18 protein-coding genes are annotated in these 22,085 nt (G+C 63.7%); 8 read left to right on the top strand and 10 right to left on the bottom strand.

The window, feature by feature from the left end:
• Positions 1-23: 23 nt before the first annotated feature.
• From CCR95_RS10015 to CCR95_RS10005, 3 genes are all read right to left on the bottom strand, one after another.
• The gene (locus tag CCR95_RS10015; protein ID WP_201093997.1) at positions 24-476 is read right to left on the bottom strand and encodes a hypothetical protein; all 453 of its coding nucleotides are present in this window, start codon (positions 474-476) and stop codon (positions 24-26) included.
• Positions 477-603: 127 nt separating this feature from the next.
• Entirely contained in the window at positions 604-858 is a 255-nt protein-coding gene (locus CCR95_RS10010) for a GlsB/YeaQ/YmgE family stress response membrane protein (protein WP_201093995.1), read from the bottom strand.
• A 362-nt stretch (positions 859-1,220) separates the two neighbouring features.
• Positions 1,221-1,712 (bottom strand): hypothetical protein, encoded by a 492-nt coding sequence (locus tag CCR95_RS10005; RefSeq protein ID WP_207188576.1) that lies wholly within the window; start codon positions 1,710-1,712, stop codon positions 1,221-1,223.
• Positions 1,713-1,954: 242 nt separating this feature from the next.
• Between CCR95_RS10005 and CCR95_RS10000 the strand changes: the two genes are divergently transcribed.
• From CCR95_RS10000 to CCR95_RS09985, 4 genes are read left to right on the top strand one after another with little or no spacing between them, the layout of a single operon-like run.
• On the top strand, positions 1,955-4,042 hold the full coding sequence (locus CCR95_RS10000; RefSeq protein ID WP_201093992.1) for a TonB-dependent receptor plug domain-containing protein: 2,088 nt from the start codon (positions 1,955-1,957) through the stop codon (positions 4,040-4,042).
• A 33-nt stretch (positions 4,043-4,075) separates the two neighbouring features.
• Positions 4,076-4,633, top strand: coding sequence for a YfiR family protein (locus CCR95_RS09995; protein WP_201093990.1), 558 nt, complete (start codon positions 4,076-4,078; stop codon positions 4,631-4,633).
• The gene (locus tag CCR95_RS09990) at positions 4,630-6,129 is read left to right on the top strand and encodes an ATP-binding protein (protein ID WP_201093988.1); all 1,500 of its coding nucleotides are present in this window, start codon (positions 4,630-4,632) and stop codon (positions 6,127-6,129) included. Before CCR95_RS09995 ends, CCR95_RS09990 begins: the two co-directional genes overlap by 4 nt.
• A complete protein-coding gene (locus CCR95_RS09985; protein WP_201093986.1) occupies positions 6,120-6,758 on the top strand; it encodes a response regulator in 639 nt (212 codons plus the stop codon). The genes CCR95_RS09990 and CCR95_RS09985 overlap by 10 nt, the downstream gene beginning before the upstream one ends.
• Positions 6,759-6,978: 220 nt before the next feature.
• Here CCR95_RS09985 and CCR95_RS09980 read toward each other — a convergent pair whose 3' ends face one another.
• Positions 6,979-7,521 carry a hypothetical protein gene (locus CCR95_RS09980; protein ID WP_201093984.1) on the bottom strand — a complete coding sequence of 181 codons (543 nt, stop codon included), beginning with the start codon at positions 7,519-7,521 and terminating at the stop codon, positions 6,979-6,981.
• 11 nt (positions 7,522-7,532) lie between these two features.
• Complete coding sequence (gene nifV / locus CCR95_RS09975) at positions 7,533-8,687, bottom strand: homocitrate synthase (protein WP_201093982.1); 1,155 nt, start codon at positions 8,685-8,687, stop codon at positions 7,533-7,535.
• A 48-nt stretch (positions 8,688-8,735) separates the two neighbouring features.
• Here nifV and CCR95_RS09970 point away from each other — a divergent pair, with 48 nt between their 5' ends.
• Positions 8,736-9,065 (top strand): DUF533 domain-containing protein, encoded by a 330-nt coding sequence (locus CCR95_RS09970; RefSeq protein ID WP_338115378.1) that lies wholly within the window; start codon positions 8,736-8,738, stop codon positions 9,063-9,065.
• 68 nt (positions 9,066-9,133) lie between these two features.
• Here CCR95_RS09970 and CCR95_RS09965 read toward each other — a convergent pair whose 3' ends face one another.
• Together CCR95_RS09965 and CCR95_RS09960 are read right to left on the bottom strand one after the other, a co-directional pair.
• The gene (locus tag CCR95_RS09965; protein WP_201093978.1) at positions 9,134-10,603 is read right to left on the bottom strand and encodes an alpha-amylase; all 1,470 of its coding nucleotides are present in this window, start codon (positions 10,601-10,603) and stop codon (positions 9,134-9,136) included.
• Positions 10,604-10,841: 238 nt separating this feature from the next.
• Positions 10,842-13,256 carry a glycogen debranching protein gene (locus CCR95_RS09960; protein ID WP_201093976.1) on the bottom strand — a complete coding sequence of 805 codons (2,415 nt, stop codon included), beginning with the start codon at positions 13,254-13,256 and terminating at the stop codon, positions 10,842-10,844.
• A gap of 452 nt (positions 13,257-13,708) precedes the next feature.
• On the opposite strand from CCR95_RS09960, the gene CCR95_RS09955 reads away from it, so the two are divergent.
• From CCR95_RS09955 to mdoH, 3 genes are read left to right on the top strand one after another with little or no spacing between them, the layout of a single operon-like run.
• Positions 13,709-15,271 (top strand): OpgD/OpgG family glucan biosynthesis protein, encoded by a 1,563-nt coding sequence (locus CCR95_RS09955; protein ID WP_201093974.1) that lies wholly within the window; start codon positions 13,709-13,711, stop codon positions 15,269-15,271.
• Positions 15,272-15,303: 32 nt separating this feature from the next.
• Positions 15,304-15,807 carry a hypothetical protein gene (locus tag CCR95_RS09950; RefSeq protein WP_201093973.1) on the top strand — a complete coding sequence of 168 codons (504 nt, stop codon included), beginning with the start codon at positions 15,304-15,306 and terminating at the stop codon, positions 15,805-15,807.
• Complete coding sequence (gene mdoH / locus CCR95_RS09945) at positions 15,804-17,918, top strand: glucans biosynthesis glucosyltransferase MdoH (protein ID WP_201093972.1); 2,115 nt, start codon at positions 15,804-15,806, stop codon at positions 17,916-17,918. Before CCR95_RS09950 ends, mdoH begins: the two co-directional genes overlap by 4 nt.
• 62 nt (positions 17,919-17,980) lie before the next feature.
• Here the strand turns inward: mdoH and CCR95_RS09940 are convergent, their stop codons facing one another.
• From CCR95_RS09940 to CCR95_RS09930, 3 genes are all read right to left on the bottom strand, one after another.
• Positions 17,981-18,826 carry a hypothetical protein gene (locus tag CCR95_RS09940; RefSeq protein WP_201094064.1) on the bottom strand — a complete coding sequence of 282 codons (846 nt, stop codon included), beginning with the start codon at positions 18,824-18,826 and terminating at the stop codon, positions 17,981-17,983.
• Between the two features lie 148 nt (positions 18,827-18,974).
• The gene (locus CCR95_RS09935) at positions 18,975-21,344 is read right to left on the bottom strand and encodes a tRNA(Met) cytidine acetyltransferase TmcA (RefSeq protein ID WP_201093971.1); all 2,370 of its coding nucleotides are present in this window, start codon (positions 21,342-21,344) and stop codon (positions 18,975-18,977) included.
• Positions 21,341-22,075: a protein-L-isoaspartate(D-aspartate) O-methyltransferase gene (locus CCR95_RS09930; protein ID WP_338115377.1), complete on the bottom strand. Its 735-nt coding sequence runs from the start codon at positions 22,073-22,075 to the stop codon at positions 21,341-21,343. Before CCR95_RS09930 ends, CCR95_RS09935 begins: the two co-directional genes overlap by 4 nt.
• Between the last annotated feature and the right edge of the window lie 10 nt (positions 22,076-22,085).

Here is a 22,085-nt window from a genome sequence, read left to right as displayed (position 1 = left end):
GTTCGGATCGCCCGGGGCGTCTGTCAGTTGCAGTTCGGATGCTTACCGATGTCGTCGACACTCACAACATGGTTGTTTGCATTGGTCAGCTGGATGCATTGATGCGTCTTGGCGTTGTAGTAGATGCCGTAGAGCGTATCGCCCGAGGTGATGGAGTCGACGGACGTGAAGCCCCTCGACGTCATCACGTCGATGGCCTTGATCGAGTTCATGCCCTTGAGATCCGAGACCTTCGCGTGTGATGCGTGCTTCGTCGTGGCGGTGTCCTTCTGCGCCGCCGGAGAATGCGTTTGCGGATGATCCTCGGCGGCGCGGCAGCCCTTCTTATAGGACTCGCCATGCTGGTCCTGGTCATAGCGTCCGTGGCGGCAGTCGTCGTAGCCGCGCTGGTATTCACGTTCCGCAACCGTCGAGGCGAAGACAGAGTGAGTGACCGCGGCGGACAGGATGGCGGCGGTAAGGATGGCAACTTTCATGATCAGCAGGCTCCAAAATGATGAAAAACTCAACCGGCTTCATCGGCCCAAGGGCGATATCCCGGTGTCGCGGCATGTCAACAAATCTCTGCGAGCGATGCGGTGCTCACGGCATCGACGTTCTTCATCAGGCTGCCTTCTTCAACACCCCGATGATGAATAGCAGCAGCACAGCACCCGCGGTGGCGGTGATGATCGAGCCGATCAGCCCGGAGGCGGTGATGCCGAGAAAACCGAAGGCAAAGCCGCCGATGACAGCGCCGACGATGCCGACCAGGATGTTGCCCAGCAGCCCGAAGCCGCCACCGCGCATCAAGAGCCCGGCGAGCCAGCCGGCGACGGCGCCAATGGCGAGAAAAATCAGGAGACTCGTGATATCCATTGCGTACACCTAATCGATGAATTGAATGTCGAGGCACCCAGGGTGGGGGCCAGGCTACCATTGCGGGAAGCCCGCAGGGTGGCGCCGGGGATGCTCAGTCGTTCCGCCGGCGGTCCATCGGCCGCCTGAGCGCGCCGTAAATCCGCGATGAATGCCTCTATTTCCGCTGGTTCGGCCTTGATCCCGCGCTCGGCCGCATAACGATCGAGCAGTCTCGTGAAAATGGCATCCCGCAGTGCCTCGGTGCGCATGACCGCAACAGACAAGCGTCAGACCCCATTATTCCGATGCCGTTTTCCCCCAACGGCTGGCGCCTGAAACGTGCGCGAGGGGTGATGCCCCGTCCCGCTAGACCGCGCGCCTCAGTCCATCAGAAAGACGAGGTAGGCGGTCTCGCCGTCGGTCCCGCGCCGACCGGCCACCAGCAGCCCCGACATCGCCGCCCCGTCTCCCAGGTTGAAGACGCGCAGCTCGGTCACCGCCGGGTCGTCGAAGACCGCGGACAAGGCGGTGCGGGCCGCCTCGGCCCCCTCGATGTCATCCAGGAGCATCGGCACCGATTGACGGGCATCGCGGTCGGCGATCCCGCGCAACTCGGCCTCGATGTCCGGCCGCGCGCCCGGCTCGCGGGCATGGACTGTCCGCCAAGGCCCCATCCAGGCCGCCTCCCCGTAGCGATCCCAGAGCGGGCCGACAAAGGTCCGGTATGTCGACAGCGCCGCCTGGGTCAGATCGTCGTCGTCCGTCAGGGTCTCGTGGAACACGGCACTGCCGAAGCCCGATTGGCTCGGTCCGCCGTAGGCGGCCTCCAGCCGGGTCACGGAATCCGGAAACGGTGGTGTTGCCTTATTCATCGACCGCTCCGTTAGTTCAAGCAGAAGCGGCGAGGAACGCACCGCATCGATCGCGAAGGATGCGGTTCGCACGCGCGCCCCATCCGACGGTTGTCGTGGACATGGGGTCCAGATGAGCTCCTTGACCCAGCACAATGACACCGACTTTTTGGCCGTGTTAATGGTAGCGATCAAAGAGGTCTAAAAATATCAGGAATTTCCTGTCAGGAAATTCCTGACAACAGGTGCCGGAATCGCGATCGATGCCCAATCATTCCAAGCACGAGATTCCGTGTCCCGGCCCCTTGCGGCGAGCGGGAAGCCTCCTGCCGTGCCTGCTGCTGGCGGTTCCCTGCCTGTTCGGACCCGCGCGCGCCGCCGATCTGCTCGACCTCCCCTTCGACGATCTCCTGCAGGTCGAAGTCGCTTCCGCCGGCAAGCGCGAGGCCCGGATCCGTGACATCCCGGCCAGCGTCACCATCGTGACCCGCGAAGAGATCGCGCGCTACGGCTACGCGACGCTCGAAGACCTGCTGCGCAACGTGCCGGGTTTCTTTATTCTGGATAACACCGAGGAGCGCTTCATCGGCAACCGGGGCACGGTCGGCGGCGGGGTGCAGTTCCTGGTCAACGGCATCGCGCAGCATCCGTCGCGGCAGAAGGGGCTGACGGTGCCCGAGATCGCGCGGCTGAACATCCCGGTCGAATCGATCGACCGGATCGAGGTGATCCGCGGCCCCATGTCGGTGATCTATGGCAACAATGCCTTTCTCGGCGTGGTCAACATCGTCACCAACGCGCTCGATATCTCCGGTTCGCGCCTCTCGGTCAGTGCTGGCAGCCGCGACAGCGGACAGGCGTTCGCGCGCTTGGGAGGCCGTTCACGGGAGGGTTTTCTGGTGCTGAATGCCGGCGGCTGGCGCACCGACGGGCTGGACGGCGCCTATACCGACATGATGAGTCCCGCCCAGCTCGCGGCCCTGGAGCCGGGCATGCATCGCGACCTCGACGGTGATCTGTGGCAGCGGCGCGGCAGCCTCGATCTCTCCGCGGGCTGGCGCGGCTTGACGACTGACCTCCGCTACAGCGACATGGACTACGGGATCTATGCCTTCACGCCGGCCTTCGACAAGGGCAACGGGCTGCGTCTCAAGACCCTGCACGCCGCGCTCGGCTATGCGTACCGCTTCAGCGACACCCTGGGTCTGCGTCTCACCGGCATCCACAGTCAGGAGACCTACGATGCCTATCGGCTGGATTTTCTCGTCGCCTGGCTCGACGGCAGTCAGAAGCAGCATTCGCGCCGTTGGGAACTGGAGCTGAACCTGCACTGGCAGCCGCTGGAGCGGCTGAACGCGCTGTTCGGCTATCGCTGGCGCCGGCTCGATCATCTCGACAACCGGGCACGGGCCAGACCCTTCGTCGTCCTCGACGACGCAACCGCGGATTTCCAGCAGCAGGATCTCTTCACCGAGATCGACTACGCCCTCGTCGAGAGGCTGCGGCTCGTGGGCGGCGCGCGGCTGACCCGGCTTCCGGCGTCCTACCGGTTCAGCCGATACAAGCATCTGGAGCAGACGCTAACCGAAACCGAGGTGGCGGTTAGCGACCGGAATCTGCTGACCGGGCGCGTCGGCGCGCTCTGGAGCCTGGATTCCAGTCAGGTGCTGAAGCTCATCTGGGGCAACGCGGCCCAGGATGTCGACAAGTTCCGGATCAGCGACCCCGAACGAATCGAAACGCTCGAACTGAACTATGTGCGGACCCGGCCAACCTGGACGCTGAGCGCGAGCCTGTTCGAGAACCGCACCTCGAACATCGTTCGCACCATCCAGACCCTGAACCCCGTCACCGGCGATTATGTGGTGGCCTTCGACAACTCCGGCCGCTGGCGAACGCAGGGTCTGGAACTGATCGCCGAGGCGCGGCCCTGGCCCGCGCTGAATCTGAGTCTGAGCGCGACCTGGCAGCGGACCGACGATCTGCGCTCCGCGCTGGAGCCGGGGTATTCGCCGTCGCTGCTGCTCAAGCTGAAGGCTGATTATCGCCGCGGTCCCTTCACCTATGCCACCTATGCGCACTTTGTCGACCGCCTGGAGAGCGACTGGGACTTCGTCAGCGGTCCGGTCGAGGGTGTGGTCGAACGCCTGGGCGAGTCCGTGCCGGCCTATTGGAATCTGGGGCTGAATCTACGTTGGGAGCCGGCGAGCAAGGGAGTCTTCGCCGCGCTTAACGTCTCCAATCTGCTGGATGCCGAGATCCGCTATCCAGCCAGCGAGCTGACCGATTTCGCGCGGGGACTGATCGGCCCTGGACGAATCGTGACCGCGACCCTCGGTTATGCCTTCTAAGACTCCGTGCTCAGTCAGCCGCGGAATCGTCTGTTGCGCCGAGCGCTGAGTCGGTGCCTGCCCTGGATGCTGATGGCGCTGTCCGCGCTGTCGGCGTTTGGGGGGACGGCGGTCGAACCACTCAAGGTGGCCTACCTCTATCATTTCACCCATTTCATCGGCTGGCCCGACTTGCCGCCTGGCGCGCCGTTCGTGATCGCCGTGATCGGCGACCCAGTGCTGGCCGAGGCGCTGCGCGCACTGGAACGCGATGAGCGTCGGGTCGAGAACCGACCGATCCGGATTCGGACGATCGAGACTCGGGAGACCGAATCGGGGCTCCAATGCGACGACTGTCAGCTCCTCTTCGTCGGCGCGGCGGCCCAGGATCGGATCGACCGCATCCTCGACGCCGTCGCCGGGCGGGCGGTACTGCTGGTCGGAGATAGCCCCGGATTGGCGCGGCGCGGGGTCGCGATCAACTCTTTTCTGAAAGCGGACATTCTCGGCGAGGGCGAGCGGCTGCGGTTCGAGATGAATCCGGCGGCGCTCGCCGGACGCGGGCTCAAGGTCTCCTCGCAGCTCTATGAGGTGGCGAGGGTGCTACCGTGAGCCGCAAGCGCGCACGTTCCATTCGCACCCGGTTGCTGCTGGCGCTGATGTCGATGACGCTCTTGACCCTGACGATGGCCACGGCGCTCTCGGCACTCATGGATCTCAAGCTGTTCCAGGATCATATCCTGCGCGACCTGCGGGTGCTGGCGGCGGTGGTCGGGGACAGTTGCGTCTCGACCCTGGTGTTCGACAGCCCGGAGACCGCAGAGCGCTATCTAGCGACGCTCGCGCGGGAGTATCAGATCCGCGAGGCGGTCCTCGAAGACGCGACCGGCCGGGTCTTCGCGCGGTGGCGGCGCGAGACGGCTCCAGACGCGCCGCCACCGCGCTCGCAGCCGGCGCTCGCCCTGCCCTGGCTGGATCCTTACGCAGCTGAGATCGCCGAACCGCTGCGTTTCGATGACCGCCCGATCGGTCGGCTCGTTCTGCGCGTCCGGCTCGACGAGCTTCAGAGCCAGCTCCGGCAATATGTCCTGTTCGGCGGACTTCTGGGCCTGCTAACGCTCGGCGTCGCCTTCGTGTTAGCGCTGCGGTTGCAGCGGCGCATCGCCCGCCCGATCCTGAACTTGGCTGCCAAGACCCGCGAGATTTCGGCGCGGCGCGATGTCGGCCTGCGGGTCGCGGAACTGGATTCGGGGGACGAACTGGCGACCCTGGTCCATGACTTCAACGCGATGCTGGGACAACTCGAAGCGCACGAAGACGCCCTGCGTCATCACGCCGAGGCGCTGGATCTGGCCAATGCGAAGCTGCGCCGTCTAGCGATGGATCTCTCGCTGCTGGAGGCGACCGAAAAGCAGCGTTTGGCCGGCGAGTTGCATGACAGCCCGATGCAGAAATTGGCACTGGCCCAGTTGCAGATCGCGGCCGGTTCCCGGTTCGGCGCCCGGACTGGTGGCGACGACGAAGCGCGCCAGCAGATCGAGGCCGGTCTGTCGCTGATGCGCGAGGCGATCGACGAGTTGCGTTCGCTGCAATTCGAGCTGAGTCCGCCCGTCCTTCATCAAAAGGGATTGGCCGCCGCGCTCGACTGGCTGGCCTCCAATACCGAGGAACGCTGGGGAATCCGTATGACCTTCCTGATGGATAACCCCATGCCCGATCCGGGGCGCGATCCGTCGGTGATCCTCTTCCAATGCGCGCGCGAACTGGTGTACAACCTCATCAAGCATTCCGGCGCGACCCAGGGCGCCATTCGGCTGACGGCGGATTCCGAGGGTCTGACGATCAGCGTCGAGGACAATGGTCGCGGTTTCGCGAGCGAAGCCTGTCCGGCTCCAGACAAGGATCGGTCGGGGTATGGACTCTACAGTGTGCGCGAGCGTCTTGAACTGCTCGGCGGCGGATTTGAGTTGATGTCCTTGAATCCTGGCACGCGGGCCTGGATCGGGCTGCCGCGAAGTGCCTTTACGAACGGCTGGGCGGCGAAGACGCAACCCGGCCGGCTGAAAACGCCGCCGCATCGCCACGAGGAGAGCGAGAGATGCCGCTAACCCTGATCGTCTGCGACGACCATGCGCTGTTTCGCGAGGGACTGACCCTGCTGCTGAACCAACAGCCGGGCTGGCGAGTCTTGGCCCAGGCCGCGCACGGCGCCGAAGCGGTACGGCTCGCGGCCGAGTTGCAGCCGGACGTGGTCATTCTGGACGTGGCAATGCCGACGATGAGCGGCATCGACGCGGCCTCCGCGATCCGCGAGGTTGCGGAGCGAACGCGGATCGTAGCCTTGTCGATGTACAGCGACGCCCATTATCGACGCGCCATGACCGCATCCGGAGCGGCGGCCTATGTGTTGAAAAACGAGGCGAGCGCCGAACTGGTCGAGGCGATCCAGGTCGTCCTGCGCGGTGAAACCTATGTCAGCCCGTCGATCGCCCGGGTGCCGCTGCCGATTCCGCAACGCCGTGCCGACCGCGATCTGGACCTGTTGAGCGAACGCGAACTGACGGTGCTGCGCCTGATCGTGGAAGGTCTGCGCACCAGGGAGATCGCTGACGCGCTCGGCATCAGCGCCAAAACGGTCGAGACCTACCGTGCCCGCCTCATGCAGAAACTCGGCGTCGATAATTTGGCGGGGCTGATCAGGATGGCGCTCCGAGCGGGACTGTCGTCGCCGGGTTGAAGACGGCGAGACGCGGCGAGACGTATAAGTTCGCCTTCAACCTCAATCCGGCATTTGGAACCCGGCATTTGGAACCGCAAAGACGCAAAGGGCACGAAGGAAAACCAGGATAGGCAATGCGCTTGATGTTTAACCCTCGGGTGAATGTCGTTATCAAGTAAAACCTTGAACGCCTTTGCGTTCTTTGTGTTCTTTGCGATTCAACTGGCTCTTTTCAGGTTTAACGGCTCAGAAAGCGCACATTTCCGCCCGCGCGCTCGGCGGCGGCCTCGGCGACGGAGGCACGGGCCATCGTCAACAGCTCGGTGATGCCAAGCCGATCGCTGGTGTCGATCTCGGCGATCTTCTCGAAGCGCGCGAGCGCGTCTTGATGCTCGCCCAGACGCATCAGCAGATAACCGGAGCCCTTGAGTGCCAATAGCAGAAAACGCGTTAAGGTCATGGAGACTTGCACGGAGCGCCCGAGGTCCGCCTCCGAAAGATTCTGCCAGCGCGCGGTCAGACCGAGTCTGGTCGAGACGATGGCGATCGCCCGGTCGGCGACGAGCAGCGACTCTCGATACCGCTGGCGGTAATAAAAATACCGGTACAGGGCGACCAGCACCGTCAGATGTTCCGGTTCGAGGAAATACGCCTGGAGCAGGCTCGCCTCGGCGCCGCCCTCGCCATAGCGTTGGGCCGCGTCGAGCAGCAGCCCTTCGACCTCCGGGCTGACCGGTTCGTCGAAATACATGTCCTCGCCAGCGAAATCGAGAAAATCCATGGTGGCGTTGCCTATTGGAGCAGGGCGGCTTGCGGATGACCGATCTCGGCCAGAAAACGACGCAGATCCAGAGGCTCGGGCGAGCGCTTGGTCTCGGTGACGAAACGGCGCACGAGCGGCAGCACCCGCTCGGCCTGGTCGGTGTCGAGTTCGAAACGCAGTTGATCGGCATACACCTGTCGCACCGCGCGCGTCCCCGAATGTTTGCCGAGCACCATGCAATGCATGCGCCCCACATCGGCCGGATCGATGCCCTGATAGTTCAGCGGATCCTTGAGCAGCCCGTCGACATGGATGCCCGCCTCGTGGGTGAAGGCGCCCGCGCCGACCAGACTTTTGTGCCAGGCCACGGGTTTGCCGGACGCCTTGGCGACCAGCCTTGAAAGGCCGCCGAAATGTGTCATCTCCACGCCGCAGTCGATCTGGTGGATGTGTCTCAGACCCATGATGACTTCCTCCAGCGCCGCGTTGCCGGCACGCTCGCCGAGTCCGTGGACCGTGGTGTTGACATGGGTCGCACCGCCGCGCACCGCCGCCAGGGTGTTGGCGGTGGCCAGCCCCAGATCGTCGTGCGCGTGCATCTCGATCTCCAGATCGACGATGGCGCGCAGGTCGCGGATGCGCTCGAAGACGGCGAAGGGATCCAGCAGACCAACCGTGTCGGCGAAGCGGAAGCGCCGCGCGCCGGCCTCCTGCGCCGCCTCGGCGGCCAGCCAGAGAAATTCGGGGTCGGCGCGCGAGGCATCCTCGGCGCCGACGCAGACCTCCAGCCCCAATTCCTGCGCGTCGGCGACCTGGCGGCGGATCTGGGCGAGCACCCAGGCGCGGTCGCGCCCGAGCTTGCGGGCGATCTGCTGATCGGAGACCGGAACCGAGAGGTCGACGAAATCGACGCCGAGGTTGCGGCACTGGGCGATGTCGTCCGGGAGCATCCGGGTCCAGACCATCAGGCGGGCCGCGAGACCGAGCGCGGCGACCGCGCGGATCGACTCGCGCTCGTCCTCGCCCATGGCCGGGATGCCGATCTCCAGTTCGGGGACGCCGAGCGCATCGAGCCCGCGGGCGATGGCGAGCTTTTCGTCCAGCGAAAAGGCAACGCCGGCGGACTGTTCGCCGTCGCGCAGGGTGGTGTCGTTGATCGTGACCTTGAGGTGCTTATCTGTCATGGCTGGTTCCTGTCTGCCTATGACGATTGCTTAAGCAAATGAAATGCCATTCACGGAACTTTTTATTATCAATGCCTTGATAATTCCCTTGAGCCTGATTGGTGGATTCGCGACAACTGGCATGGGTCGTATTGTCGCGGAGATGACCCGGAGGAACAGCGCTTTGTCGAGGAGGAGATGAATCGGTCAATCGATCTGGATGCACTGGCCCGCTCGGTGCCGAACCAGCAGGTGGCGGCCCAGCTCTATACGGCATCGCTCATGGCCATTACCGTGGACACGGATGCCGAGCGCCGCTACCTGGCCGAGTTGGCGAGTAAGCTCAAGCTGGAACCGCAGGTAGTCGCCTACCTGCATCAGGTCATGGGTCTGACCTGAGCCAGTATCAGTGCCGGCCGAATCCCTTCGGTTGGCTCGACGCCCAGTGATTGCAAAGGCTTCTGCTCTCAATCCTGGACCCAGACGGAGACCGAACCGCCATTGCAGCGGAATTCGCCCCAGCCGTCCTGATTGGTGACGACGGGTTCCGGGACATGTCCGGTGATGTCGTGGAAGGGGCTGTTCGGTCGCCGTACATCCATCCATTTCGTCCCAGCGTCGCCGTCGCTCATCAGGACCGCCATGGCCTGCGGATGATGGTCATCGCCGAGACGTGTCCAGCCGATCCGGTTCCAGTGATCGATGTAGTCGATCTGTGGCCCGTGGGCATGGTCGCGGCGCGCGGCGAGGAAGCGGTCGATCAGGACGCGGTGTGACGGCATGAGGATGCGATGGCGTTGACCGTCGCGACCCTGATCCTCGTAGTCGGCGCCGTCATAGTCCGCCAGGAAGATGCAGGGATAGCCCTCCTGACGCAGCAGGATATAGGTATAAGCGAGTGGTTTGAACCAGGGCTCGACGGTGGATTCAAGCGCCTGCAGGGGCTGGGAGTCGTGGTTCTCGACGAAGGTCACGACCTGATTGGGACGCTCCTGAAGCAAGGTTCCTTCCGCGAGCCGACGCATGTCAAAGTTCCCGTTGGCGCGGCTCGCTTCATGGAAGCGGTAGTGCAGCGGGACATCGAAGGCCGAGATGCGTCCGCCGAGCTGGTCCAGGTACCAGCGCAGGGTGGCCGTGTCGCCGGTCCAGTATTCAGCGACAATGAAGAGGTCGCGGCCGGCGTGGCGTTCCATCGCATCCAGCCATTCCGGGAAGAACCAGGCGGAGATGTGCTTCACGGCATCGAGCCGGAAGCCGTCCGCGCCGGTGGTGTCCAGATACCATTGACCCCAGGCGGTGACCTCGTTGCGCACTTCTTCGGATTGGAAGTCCAGATCCGCACCCATGAGATAGGCGAAATTGCCATTCTCCAGCGCCACCTCGTTGTCAAACCTCTTGCCCTCCAATAAGTAAACCGTGCCCTTTTCGTCCGGTCGCAGGGCGTCATGGTCGACGGCATCGAAATGCCGCGCGCGCCACTCGAAGCTCGAATACTGTCCGCGCCGGCCCGGGAAACTGAAATGCGTATAGGCGCTGATCTCGCGCGGATCGCCCCGTGGTCGCAGGCGGTCGTCCCGCGGATAGGGTGTCGCGCGGACCGACTCGGTCGCGTCGGCGCCCATCCGGTGGTTCAACACGGTGTCCGCGTAGACCTGGAGCCCGGCGTCGTGCAGTGCCTCGACCGCGGCGAGATACTGCGCGCGGGTGCCATATTTGGTCCGGATCGCGCCCTTCTGGTCGAATTCGCCCAGGTCGTACAGGTCATAGACCCCATAGCCGACATCCTCCACGCCCCCGGTCCCTTTATAGGCGGGCGGCAGCCAGAGTGCCGTGATACCCGCCGAGGAGAGTTCCGCCGCGCGCGCCGCTACCTCTTCCCAAAGAGTTCCGTCCGCTGGGGTATACCAATGGAAATACTGCATCATGACGCCGTTCATTTTTATCTGGCTCCTTTGGTCTGGATGGAACTCGATTGCGCGTCCGTGCCACAACGCGCGGACGGCAAGGATGACACGCTGATCTTTAAACCGCGTCCAGCGCGATATGCGTAATTTTCAGTTTGTGTTTGGCTCTGGGGATTTCACCAGCCTCACAAGAGACACGGTTTAAAATTTTATATTTTTTAATATCTTAAACCGCGTGCGCTCCGACTATCCTAGATGCGGCCAAGGTTAATCAATCCAAAAACATCGCATACCGCACTGGACGCGGTTTAGTGCGGGATCTCTTCGAGGACGACGATCGACAGGGCGAAACCTCGTATTCACCCATCATCGGTTCCGCGTCATCTTCCAGGCTCCAAAGATTGCAGCGTGTCTCTGCCCATGCGGCGGTATCGATGATCCGCCGCCATTCCCGACCCTCGTCCAGCGGGATGCCAAAACGGTGCGGATGTGAATCCATATTGATGAGTAACAGGAAATCGTGATCCTTGACCGCGCTGCCGTCGATGCGCAGCCAGAGGCAGCGGTCACCGTCCGCGATGTCCGACAGACCTTCCGCTCGCTTGAACTGGTAGGTCACGTCCTCCCCGGAATCCATCAGCCAATCGCCGTACTTGCGCTGGCGCAGGCAGGGGTGGCGATGGCGCAGAGCGGCGACATAAGCGGCGAAACGGAACAGAGGATTACGTCCATCCGCATTGATTCCGCTGCCGAAATTGTCGTGATAAGCGCCACCGTCGCCGGTCGGGATCGCGGTCGGGCGGTTGGTCGCGATCATCGCGTAATTGTTCCAGGTGGCAACGCTATCGATGTTGTAGGCGTTGTTGTTGCCGTTTTGGGTGCGGCCGAATTCATCGCCCCAGACCGTCATCGGGACGCCGCGCGAGAAGAACTGGATGGTCCAGAAGTTGCGCAGGCGCTGCCGGCGCAATGTCTCATCGCCGCCGGAATCCCAGGAGTCGTTGCTGTCGTTGCCGCCGTCGGACGGGCCGAATGGCCAGTCCGCCAGATTGTTCTTTTCGTTGTAGCTAACCAGATCCATCAGCGTGAAGCCGTCGTGGGCGACGATGAAATTGATCGAGCGCTGAGGACCGCCCTGGTCGTTGAAGCTGTGATAGTCGCCGTTGACCTGCTCGATAAAGGCTCGGAGATTGCCGTCGCCCTTCAGGAAGCGGCGGATCGCGTCCCGGTAACGCCCGTTCCACTCGCCCCAGCCGGCGGGGAAGTTGCCGACCTCGTAGCCCCACATGTCCCAGGCCTCGGCGATCATCTCGACGTGACGGTCGGCGCCCAGGTCGCGGATACGGTCGAGCAGGGGGTGGGTTTGAGAGAACCGCTTTTGCTCGCCCCAATGCTCGCGCTCGGCCGCGTCCGGCGTGCGTCCGAGGACCGGGGCCAGATCGAAGCGGAAACCGTCCACGCCCATCTCGTCGAGCCAATAGGTGAGCGAGTCCATGACCAACTCATGGGCCACCGGATTGGAGAAGTTGAGCTGATTGCCGCAGCCGGTCGCCCCATCCACCAGATCGCCGTTATCGGTAAGCTGGTAATACTCGATCGCATCGAAGCCGCCGAAGCTGACAAACCCGGTGACATCGTTGCTGCCCCAGTTACCGCCCTCGCCGGTGTGATTGAAGACGACATCCAGGTAGACTTCCAGCCCTTCGTCGTGAAACGCCTTCACCATCTGCTTGAATTCACGGGTCGGACCGCCGGGAGACCGGTCGCTCGCATACCGGCGGTCTGGCGCGAAATAGCCAAAGGTCATGTAGCCCCAGTAGTTGCCGCCGGGCGCGTCGTCCGGATTGTTGTCGTTGGCCGATTCATGGACCGGCAGCAACTCGATGGTGGTGAAACCCAATGCCTTGAGGTATTTGGCCATCAGCGCGGCTCCGGCATAGGTTCCGCGCAGCGTTTCGGGCACATCGGGCACCTCCTCGAAACCGGGGATGTCGGCGAGCAGCGTGTGCAAGTTCGATGCGGATGGATGGCGGGTCAGGCCACGCACATGTGCCTCGTAGACGATCGCCTTTTCGGGCGGAAGGCGAGGGCGGATGCCGGTCGAGGTCTGGTCTGGGGCAAGGACGATTCCCTTCGGTGCCCAGGGGCCGGTGTCGAACTCCCGGCTGACCACGCCGAGATAGTCGCCGCCGCCGGTCGCATACATCCCGCCGTGATGGCCCGCCTGACGCATCGCCGGTATCTCCTTGTCGTGGGAGAGTTCGCGGGCGTAGGGGTCGAACAGCACCTTGTTGGGATTGAAGCGGTTGCCGGCCGCGTCGACATCCGAGATAAATCCCAGGTTACAGTGGTTGCGGGACCAGTTCTCCCGGTATTCCCAGTTCTGGCCGAAGCAGCGGAAGGCGTAGAAGGTTCCGAAGGGGACTGCCGCGACCTGAGCGCGCCAGATATCATCGGCGGGGTTACGGACAAGCCAGTAATCATGGCGTGCGCTTGCCCCGGTCGGCTGGTCGTAGAGTTCGAGCAGGATCCGCGTTGCATGTCGAGAGTAGACCGCGAAGGTGATGCCTTCGCCCAGCGGATGGGCGCCCAGCGGATAGCGCGCGTCATTCCAGGCGGCTTGATCGATCGGAGCAAAGTCACCTGAATCGGGGTGTTGCTGTCCAACCTCTGGTCTCGGGTTCATACTCGATCCTCGAATGAGTTCGTGAAGATGCTGGAAACGGCTCGGTGCCGCCTTATGAGCGATGTTCCGACCGAAACTGAACGATCAACGGCGGGAGTATTACAGTTGTCTGTGACGTTTTGTTGAGCAAGGCCATGGAACTCAATGTGGCAAATTATCCGGTCCCGGCTGTTTGCCTATTAGTAAACATGCTGTTTCAAGTTACAATGCTTCCACTGAAAGAAGGTCGGATGCCCTATGGTTTTTCTTGGCTTTTCGATTGCTCAGTCGCTGAGCGCGCCTTGATATCCGTACCCACCATTTGCGATTCAAGACTCGCGATACTCGACGGGGAGACTCCTTGGTCAAACGCCCGAGTGGCATCTACCTGTCACTCGCTGTCGCGGGCTTCATCAACGAACAGGCTGTTTTTCTAGCTTAAAATTTTAGCAATCTATCGAGACTCAACAACCATGGCCCCTCGTATTCTTGGACTCATCCCCTTTGCTTTGGCGCTCTTGATGGCCGGCGGCGTCTGCGCGGCCGATGAGGTCGGTGTCGCGGAGCCCGCGCTGACCGAAGGCGTTCCCGGCGAGTTCACCTTCGCGGCGGTCGTCCGGCGCGCGGCCGACCTGGCGACCGATCCTTATTCGCCAGACCGCCCCGAACTGCCCGACTATCTCTCCGACCTGGATTACGACCGCTACCGCGACATCCGCTTCGATGCGACTCACAATCTCTGGCGTAACGAGGGGCTGCCGTTTCAGGTCAATTTTTTTCACCGGGGATTCTTGTCGAAAGACCGGGTGACGATCAATCTGATCGAGAACGGTCAGGCGAGACCGGTTGTTTTTCGTCACGACTTCTTTAATTACGGTAAGAATCTGGTTCCCGACGAAATGCCGTCCGACCTCGGTTACGCCGGTCTGCGCCTGATGTATCCGCTCAACCGGGATCAGCTCTTCGACGATCTCACGGTGTTTCAGGGAGCTAGCTATTTCCGCTCGCTGGGCAAGGATCTCAACTACGGGCTTTCCGCCCGGGGGCTGGCCATCGATACCGGGCTGCCGAGCCAGGAAGAGTTCCCGGTGTTTCGCGAGTTCTGGATCCGCAAGCCCGACGCGGATGCCACCGAGATTACCCTCTATGCCCTGCTGGATAGCAAAAGCGTGGCGGGCGCCTATCGCTTCGTGATCCACCCCGGCATCGAGACCGTGATCGAGGTCAAGGCGCGGCTGTTTTTCCGCCAGTCGGTGCAAAAGCTCGGCGTGGCGCCACTGACCAGCATGTTCTTCCATGGCGAGAATACGGATCGCTTCATCGACGATTTCCGTCCGGAGGTCCATGACTCGGACGGCCTGCTGATCGAGACCGGACACGGCGAGCGGATCTGGCGTCCGCTCGTCAATCCCATTGGCCTGCGGGTGAGCAACTTCCAGGTCGAAAATCCACGGTCCTTCGCGCTCCTGCAGCGCGACCGCGATTTCCGCAGCTATGAGGATCTGGAGGCCCACTACCAGAATCGTCCAAGCGCGGTGGTCGAACCGATCGGCGACTGGGGCAAGGGCGTCGTGGAGCTGGTGGAGATTCCAAGTAACGCCGAACGTTACGACAACATTGGCGTCTACTGGATTCCGGAGCGGCGCACCGAATCCGGCCAGGAGTTGGAATTCGAATATCGTTTACGGTTTACCAAGGATCCCGAGGCCGGCCTGCTCGGCGGGCGCGTGATCTCAACCCGCGTTGGGGCTGGCGGGACCGATGTCCTGGATTCCGGCGTGCGTAAATTCGTGGTCGATTTCGCCGGCGAGACATTGGCTGGCCTGGCTCCGGAAACCCCGGTCGAGGCCGTCGTTCTGACCACCTCCGGCCACCTGTCCAAGCCGGTGGTGCAGGCCAACCCGGAAACGCATGGCTGGCGGCTGTTCTTCGAGTTGAACCCGGATGGCAACACGCCCGCCGATCTGCGCGCCTTCCTGCGCCATGGCGATGATGTTCTCAGCGAGACCTGGAGCTTCCGATGGGTGCACGAATAGACTCGGCGCCCGCCCTCCCGGACGGTACTGCCATGCCGACGAAAGCCTCCGACTGGACACGCGCGGCGCGGCGCGTGTTCGAGTATCTGACGGCCCTGGGCGTCAGGGAGCCTCAGGAGATTGATCGGCTGAGCGAACAGGTGCGTCTGCGCTTGGAGATTCGCGCAACCCATGCCCCCCTGGAGGATGCCGTGGAGGCCGCGATCGAGGAGACCCACGCACTGCTCGACGAATGGCTGACCGTGGAGTTGGGCATCGACGGCGACGCGAATGCGCTCGCCACGGCGCGCGCGGCGGTGCTCGGCGGCACCATCCCCGGCTGGAGCGCGCGCTGGGCCGGTCTCGCGGGCGACGCACTGGCCCCGACGATCCGTGCGTTCCAGCGTGACGCCGTGCCGGAATTCGCGCCCCTGACGATGCAGGCAAGCATGATCGAGCTTTGCTGTCACCGTCTGCGCCGGCGGATTGCCGACGCCATCTGCCGGCTCTTCTGTCAGCCGGACCTGCCAACGAACCCTCGTGGAGAACGGTCATGACGACCAACAATGGGCGATTCTCCGGTTGGGGACGCCACTTTCACCGGCCAATCTTTTTCTCCCTTGTGACGCTCACCACGCTGGGTGCCATGTCCCTGCTGTCGGCGGCGATTCAGGATGACGGCGTCACCCCTCTGGAACTGGCGCTGCTGATCCTCTATGCGATCCTGATGCTCTGGATCACCGCCTCCTTCTGGACCGCCGCCCTTGGATTTGCGCGGATCCTGCGCCGCATGGGCCGTCGCGCTCCGGCTGGCGATATCGTTCAAGACCATCCTGAAGAGGCGAACGAATCATTCAAAACCGCCTTGGTCATGCCGGTGTACAACGAGGATCCGCAGCGGGTCTTCGCGGGTCTGAAGGCTATGGTTCAATCCCTGGCGGAGACGGGGCACCCCGAGGGATTCGAGATCTTCGTGCTGAGCGATACTCGCGATCCCGAGACCTGGATCCAGGAGGAGATCCAGTGGCGCCAGTGGGCGCTGGAACTGGACCAGCCGGCGCGGCTCTTTTATCGCAACCGGGTGGAAAACACCGCCCGCAAGAGCGGCAATCTGGCCGACTTCTGCCGGCAGTGGGGCGGTCGCTATCGCTACATGATCGTCCTCGACGCCGACAGCATCATGACTGGCGAAACCCTGCTGGAGATGGTCCGGCGCATGGAGTCCGACCGGCGCGTTGCCCTGATTCAGGTGCCGCCGGTGCCGGTCAATCGCTCCTCGCTGTTCGCGCGCATGTTGCAATTCGCTGGCAGTCTGTATGGCAATATGTTCGTGGCGGGACTGGCCTATTGGCAGCAGGACACGGCGAATTTCTGGGGTCACAACGCCATCATTCGGGTCCGACCCTTCGCCGAGCATTGCGGTCTGCCCCAATTGCCGGGACACGAGCCATTTGGTGGGGAGATTCTCAGTCACGATTTCGTCGAGGCCGCCCTGCTGGCGCGCTCGGGCTGGAAGGTTCGGCTCGCGGACGATCTGGGCGGCAGCTACGAAGAAATCCCGCCAACCCTGATCGACTACGCGAAGCGGGATCGGCGCTGGTGTCAAGGCAACCTGCAACATTCCCGTCTCGTTCTGGCGCGCGGTTTCAAATCCTTGAGTCGCATCCATTTCGCGATGGGCGTCATGTCCTATCTGGCATCGCCCCTGTGGCTGCTGTTCCTGATTGCGACCGGGATCGAGGCCTATTTCAGGAGCCTGAAGGTACCAGTCTATTTCTTCGGAGATAACGTGCTTCCGGTTTGGCCCGAGTCCTACGCGGTCGAAATGGCCACCGTGCTCTGGGTGACCCTGGCCCTGTTGTTTCTGCCGAAGCTGCTTTCCCTGATTCTGCTGGCCGTCGATCCGGTCCAGGCACGGCGCTTTGGTGGCCTGCCAAGGGCGGCGCTGAGCGTGCTGATCGAGAGCTTCTTTTCCGTCCTGCTCGCACCCGTGCTGATGTTGTTTCAGAGCAAGTTCGTGGCGGCGATCCTGCTAAGAACCTCCGTGGGCTGGCCTGCCCAGGAGCGCGGCGATCATCAGACCGGGTTGGCCGAGGCGGTGGGCGCGCATGGCGTTCACACCCTAATCGCGGTCGCTACCGGGGTTGCGACCTATACCTATGTCCCCGCCTTTTTCTGGTGGTTCACCCCGGTCCTGGCGGGACTCGCGCTCTCGATTCCGGTCTCCATGATCACCAGTCGGACCTCGATCGGCCGTCTGGCGCGGCGCGCCGGTCTGTTCCTGACGCCGGAGGAATCGGAAGAGCCCAGGGTGCTCAGTCTGCTCGATGAAAACCTGGCCGCTCCCCAAACGCCTCCTTTTGCCGCATCCAGTGACCGCGACGTCTGGTCCCAGTCCGTGGCGGATCCCTGGACCTACGCCCTGCACGCGGCCTTATTGCCGGACGAAATGCCGAGCCGTCGTCGTCGTCACGCACTGGAGGGACTCATTTTCAAACTCCAGGATGAAGGGCAGGGCAGCCTCAGTCAGCAGGAGAAGCGAACATTGATTTCCCATCGGGACGGGCTCTACGAACTGCATACGCTCTTATGGGCGGGGAAGGAGCCGCCCGTGTTTGATCTCGTGCAGAGGCAGGAGGAACGCATGGCGGAAGCACCGACATCCTGATCGTCCTGTCCATTTCGTAGCCTTGAACCTGGGGATGAATTCTCCCGGAGACAGCCTTCCGTTCAGCGTGCCCATCTCGATTCGGAACCGCGCACGTCCTGGCCTCCAGCCCGCCCGGCGTTGCTCTGCGGTGAGCGGATCTGTCTCTCCGCTGGCCAGCCGCGGTCTTGAAGATTGGCGCGTGACGGAAAGGTCGAAGACCGAGGATCACTCCTTTCCACTGCACTGTCGTTCGATCGGAATCGTCCATCCCGCTGCGCGTCCGCACCACCGAAGGATCTGCCTGGATTGACGTTGTTATCCCTCTCGCGCGGAAAAGACTGGCGAGGATTCGGCGCCGTCCCGCGATCGCGGATTGGATCCGCGCGGTTTTCCCACGGACTGCCGCGACGCGGCGCTGATCTGGAGAGATCGCTGTCGCGGTACCAGTCGGAAGGGGCAGTGCGACGTCGATCCGGGGATGCCCCGGCGCCGCCGGCTGGACCGGGGCGGTTCTCCCAATTGGTGCCAGGCCTGCCGGCTGGCCCTGGCGGATTGCCATCGCGATCGCGATGACGCGGGGGAGCGGAACGGACATCGGGTGCAACCGCCGCACGATTGTCCGGTCGGGACGGAATCCCGGCCCGGCCCTGGTAGCGATGGGTTTTATACGTGTTCCTGTGGTGTTTGTACCAGTTGCGATAAGCCGGCTTGTAGCGGTGCCAGTGCGAGACATAACGCGCGCGGGCATACGTGGGCACCCAGAGACGGGTGCCGCCGCTCCAGTAATAGGGGATCCCGTCATCGGCGAAATAGACCACATAGCCGTCGTACAGAAGCGGTTGATAGCCATATTCCAGTGGCGGGCCATAGACCACCTCCAGCGGTGGACTGCTGACCGTCACCAGACAGCCAGGGATTGCCGGCACGAGAAGCGCGAGGCATGCGAGTGTCGTTATGGCCCGAGGGTACAAGATCGATTCTCCTGGTCGGTTTGGTTCGTTGCTCACCGGGACGATGAACCGAGTCGCACGTCCTGGATGAACGCCGGCGCGGTTCGAGATGCCATGTTCCACTTCAAGCCAGCGGGACGCAAGCCCGGAGGGCTGTCAACAACTGGCCGGCGATTCGGCGTAGATCGGTCAGGAGCGCTTGACGCCCCGGGTAGAAGAAGACGTCGACCAATTCCGTCATCGGACGCAGTTGACAGACCGCGGCGATCAAGAGGGCGGCATCCCGCGCATTGATCCTACCGGCGCTCAGGCAGGCGCCGAGTTGGCGATGCGTGATCTCCGCCAGTAGCGGAAGGGTGGCGTCCAGGGTGCGATGACCGGCGGCGAAGCCCGCCAGTTCGCGGCGCATCGCGAGCTCTTGCGGGGCATGCGCTGCGACGGACTCGGTTGCGGTGCGTAACGATGCCATCAGCGCGACGGCAACGTCGGGGGAGAGTGCCCGCAGCGGCCCGGCCAGCAGGACCGGCAGACGGGAGGCAAGACGCTGCCGAGCCATCGCGGCGAACCGCCAGCCGCGGGCGTTCAGACGCCGGAGCGCGACGACCGCCTGTTCGCCGCTGGCGGCGTTGCGGCTGGTGCCGATTTGAACCGGGCGATAGCCGCAGCGGTCCCAAAAGCGCAGCAGTTCGGGCGTGGCTCCGAAACTGGCGCCCGCCAGGTCGACGCCGTCCGCTCGTCCGTCGCGAAAGAGCGCATGCAGCAGCACGCGTCCCAGACCGCGCCCGATGAGCGCCGGATGGACGGCGATCCGGATCACGCGCAGATAGCGGAAAGCGGGCGCCTCCAGCAGACCGGCGTGCGCGGAGAGCGTTTGCGGCAGCAGATGGCCGCGCGGTCGGCGCTGTCCCAGATAGATCGACTCGCGCAGCGCGGGGTCCGCGAAACCGCCTTCCTCGGCGGCGAGCAGGGTCGCGGCGATCCGCTCGCCGTGACGCAGCACGTAGATCCGCACGTTCGCTCCGTCAAGCAGCATCCGCAGATCCATGGGGCGGGTCTGGTAGTGGGCGAGGACCAGCAGGCCGAAGAGTTCGCGCAAGGTCGGTTCGTCTTCGGCGAGTGCGTCGGGATCGAGTCGCTCGCAGCGGCAGGTGGCGGGGCTGGCGGCAGTCAGTTGATCGTCTGGCGCCGGTGCGGCGTCGAGCAGGAGCGCGCGGAAGGTGAGCGTCTCCAGCGGATCGGCAGGCGCCCAGCGGATCGGGGTGTCGAGCCTGAGCGCGCGCCAGTTCGGGGTCAGGCGGTCCAGGGTGGCGCGAAAGCGAATCTCGAACCCCCGGCCAGTGCCTTCGTAGCCATGCACCGTGGTCGCGAAGACGACGCGCGGATAGCGGGCGAGCAGGGTTTCGAGCAGGGGCGCCGGAATGCCCGCCGCCTCGTCGACCAGCAGCAGATCGGCGTCCGGGCCATTGGCGACGAGTTCGGCGGGCGACTGAAACGACAGCCTGCCGATGGCCGCCGCGACGGCTGGATGCTCCGTCTCGCGCAGGACGGCTTCGGCATGCCAAAAGACGGGATCGACCGAAGCGCGTCTGGGCGCGGTCACCAGGATTCGGCCGTCGCCGGCGCGTAACAGGTGCCCGGCCGCCAGTCCAAGCGCCGCGCTTTTGCCGCGTCCGCGATGGGCGGTCAGGACCAGTGGTCGGCGGGCACGTCCATGCGCGGTTTTGAGGATGGCATCGACGGCCTGTTGTTGATCGGGAGTGACTGGCGCCGCGCGCGGCCGAAGGGCGCTTGGGCGGATGCGCTCGGATGTCTCGGCTCGTTCTGGCTCGACCGATCGTAGGATGGGCAAAGGCCATGGGCCGTGCCCATCTTCCACGCGCCGACGCTCGTCCTTGGGCGATGGAGTCGTCACGCTGGGCACGCTTCGCCCCTCGACTTCGTTCAGGCCAAACGTTGCCCACCCGACTGGTTGTGACGCCGTCCAATCGGGAAGCGAAAGCCCGTCCTGTTGCTGGAGGGCGACGATCGCCGGATCGGCCATCAGCACGCGGACCAGCCGCGCGAGAAAGCGCCCGGTCAGCGCGTCCGCCGCATGGGGCCAGACGGCGATGCGTTCGGCTTCCGGGTCGCTCCGGTTCGGCCAATCGGCGAGCGGCGGCGTTAGCAGAATCAGGAGACCGCCCCCGCGAATGGCGCCGGTAGCGGCGCCGAAACCGTCCGGGTCGAATCCGCCATGGGCATCGTAGATCAGCAGATCCAGATCCTGACCGAGCAACTGGATGGCGTCGCGGATGGGGCGGATCCTGTCCGCGAGCGGGCGCCGCGTGAGCCAGACGGGCGAGAGTTCGGGCAGGGCGGCGACGGCCAGACGCGCGCCAGACGCCGTCCAGTCGGCCGCGCCGGCGAGGAGCAGGACGCGCCGATGATAGCTGGCCCGTGCCTGCTCCCAAAGATTTCTGACAAGGTCGACGGACAGCGCGCGCGCGAGGATCAAGGGGCCATGGATCCCGTCACCGGGACGAAGCGGACATCGATCAGGTTACGGCGTTGCAAGCGTCCGTCCGCGTCCTTCTCGAACAGCGCCAACTGCTGAATCGAGTCGGCGCCGCCCAGCGGGATCACCAGCCGACCATTTGGTTTGAGCTGATCGATCAGATGGCGCGGTAACGCGGGCGCGGCGGCGGTGACGACGATGCCATCGAAGGGTGCCGCCTCGGGCCAGCCAAGCCAGCCGTCGCCCGCGCGCACCCGGACCTTGTCCTCGCCAAGCTCCGCGAGTGTCGCGGCGGCCCGCGCGGCCAGTTCCGGGACGATCTCCACCGAATAGACCTCGACGCCCAAGGCCGCCAGGACGGCGGCCTGATAACCGGAACCGGTCCCCAGTTCGAACACCCGATCGCCAGGGCCAACCGCCAGCAGTTGGCTCATGATGGCGACGATATAGGGCTGGGAAATGGTCTGTCCGCCGCCGATGGGGAGCGGATGATTGCGATAGGCGAGATGGCGTTCCGACTCGGGGACGAAACGCTCGCGCGGCACCCGGCGCAGGGCGTCGGCGACCCTGGGATCGAGTCCGCTGACGCCCAGCTCGCGCGCGGTCATCCGTACCTCGCTTTCGATTTGCTCGATCAAATGGTTGCGTGCGTCGGTCATGTCGTCATTCCGTGCACAGGCGCCGCTGCCGATGGCTAGGCACAGCAGCGACGCGAGAAGGAGTGGTTTCACAGAGTTTAGC

It is taken from the genome of Thiocystis minor (genome assembly GCF_016653465.1).
Taxonomy (GTDB): domain Bacteria; phylum Pseudomonadota; class Gammaproteobacteria; order Chromatiales; family Chromatiaceae; genus Chromatium; species Chromatium minus.
This window is presented reverse-complemented; position numbering and strand designations above follow the sequence as displayed.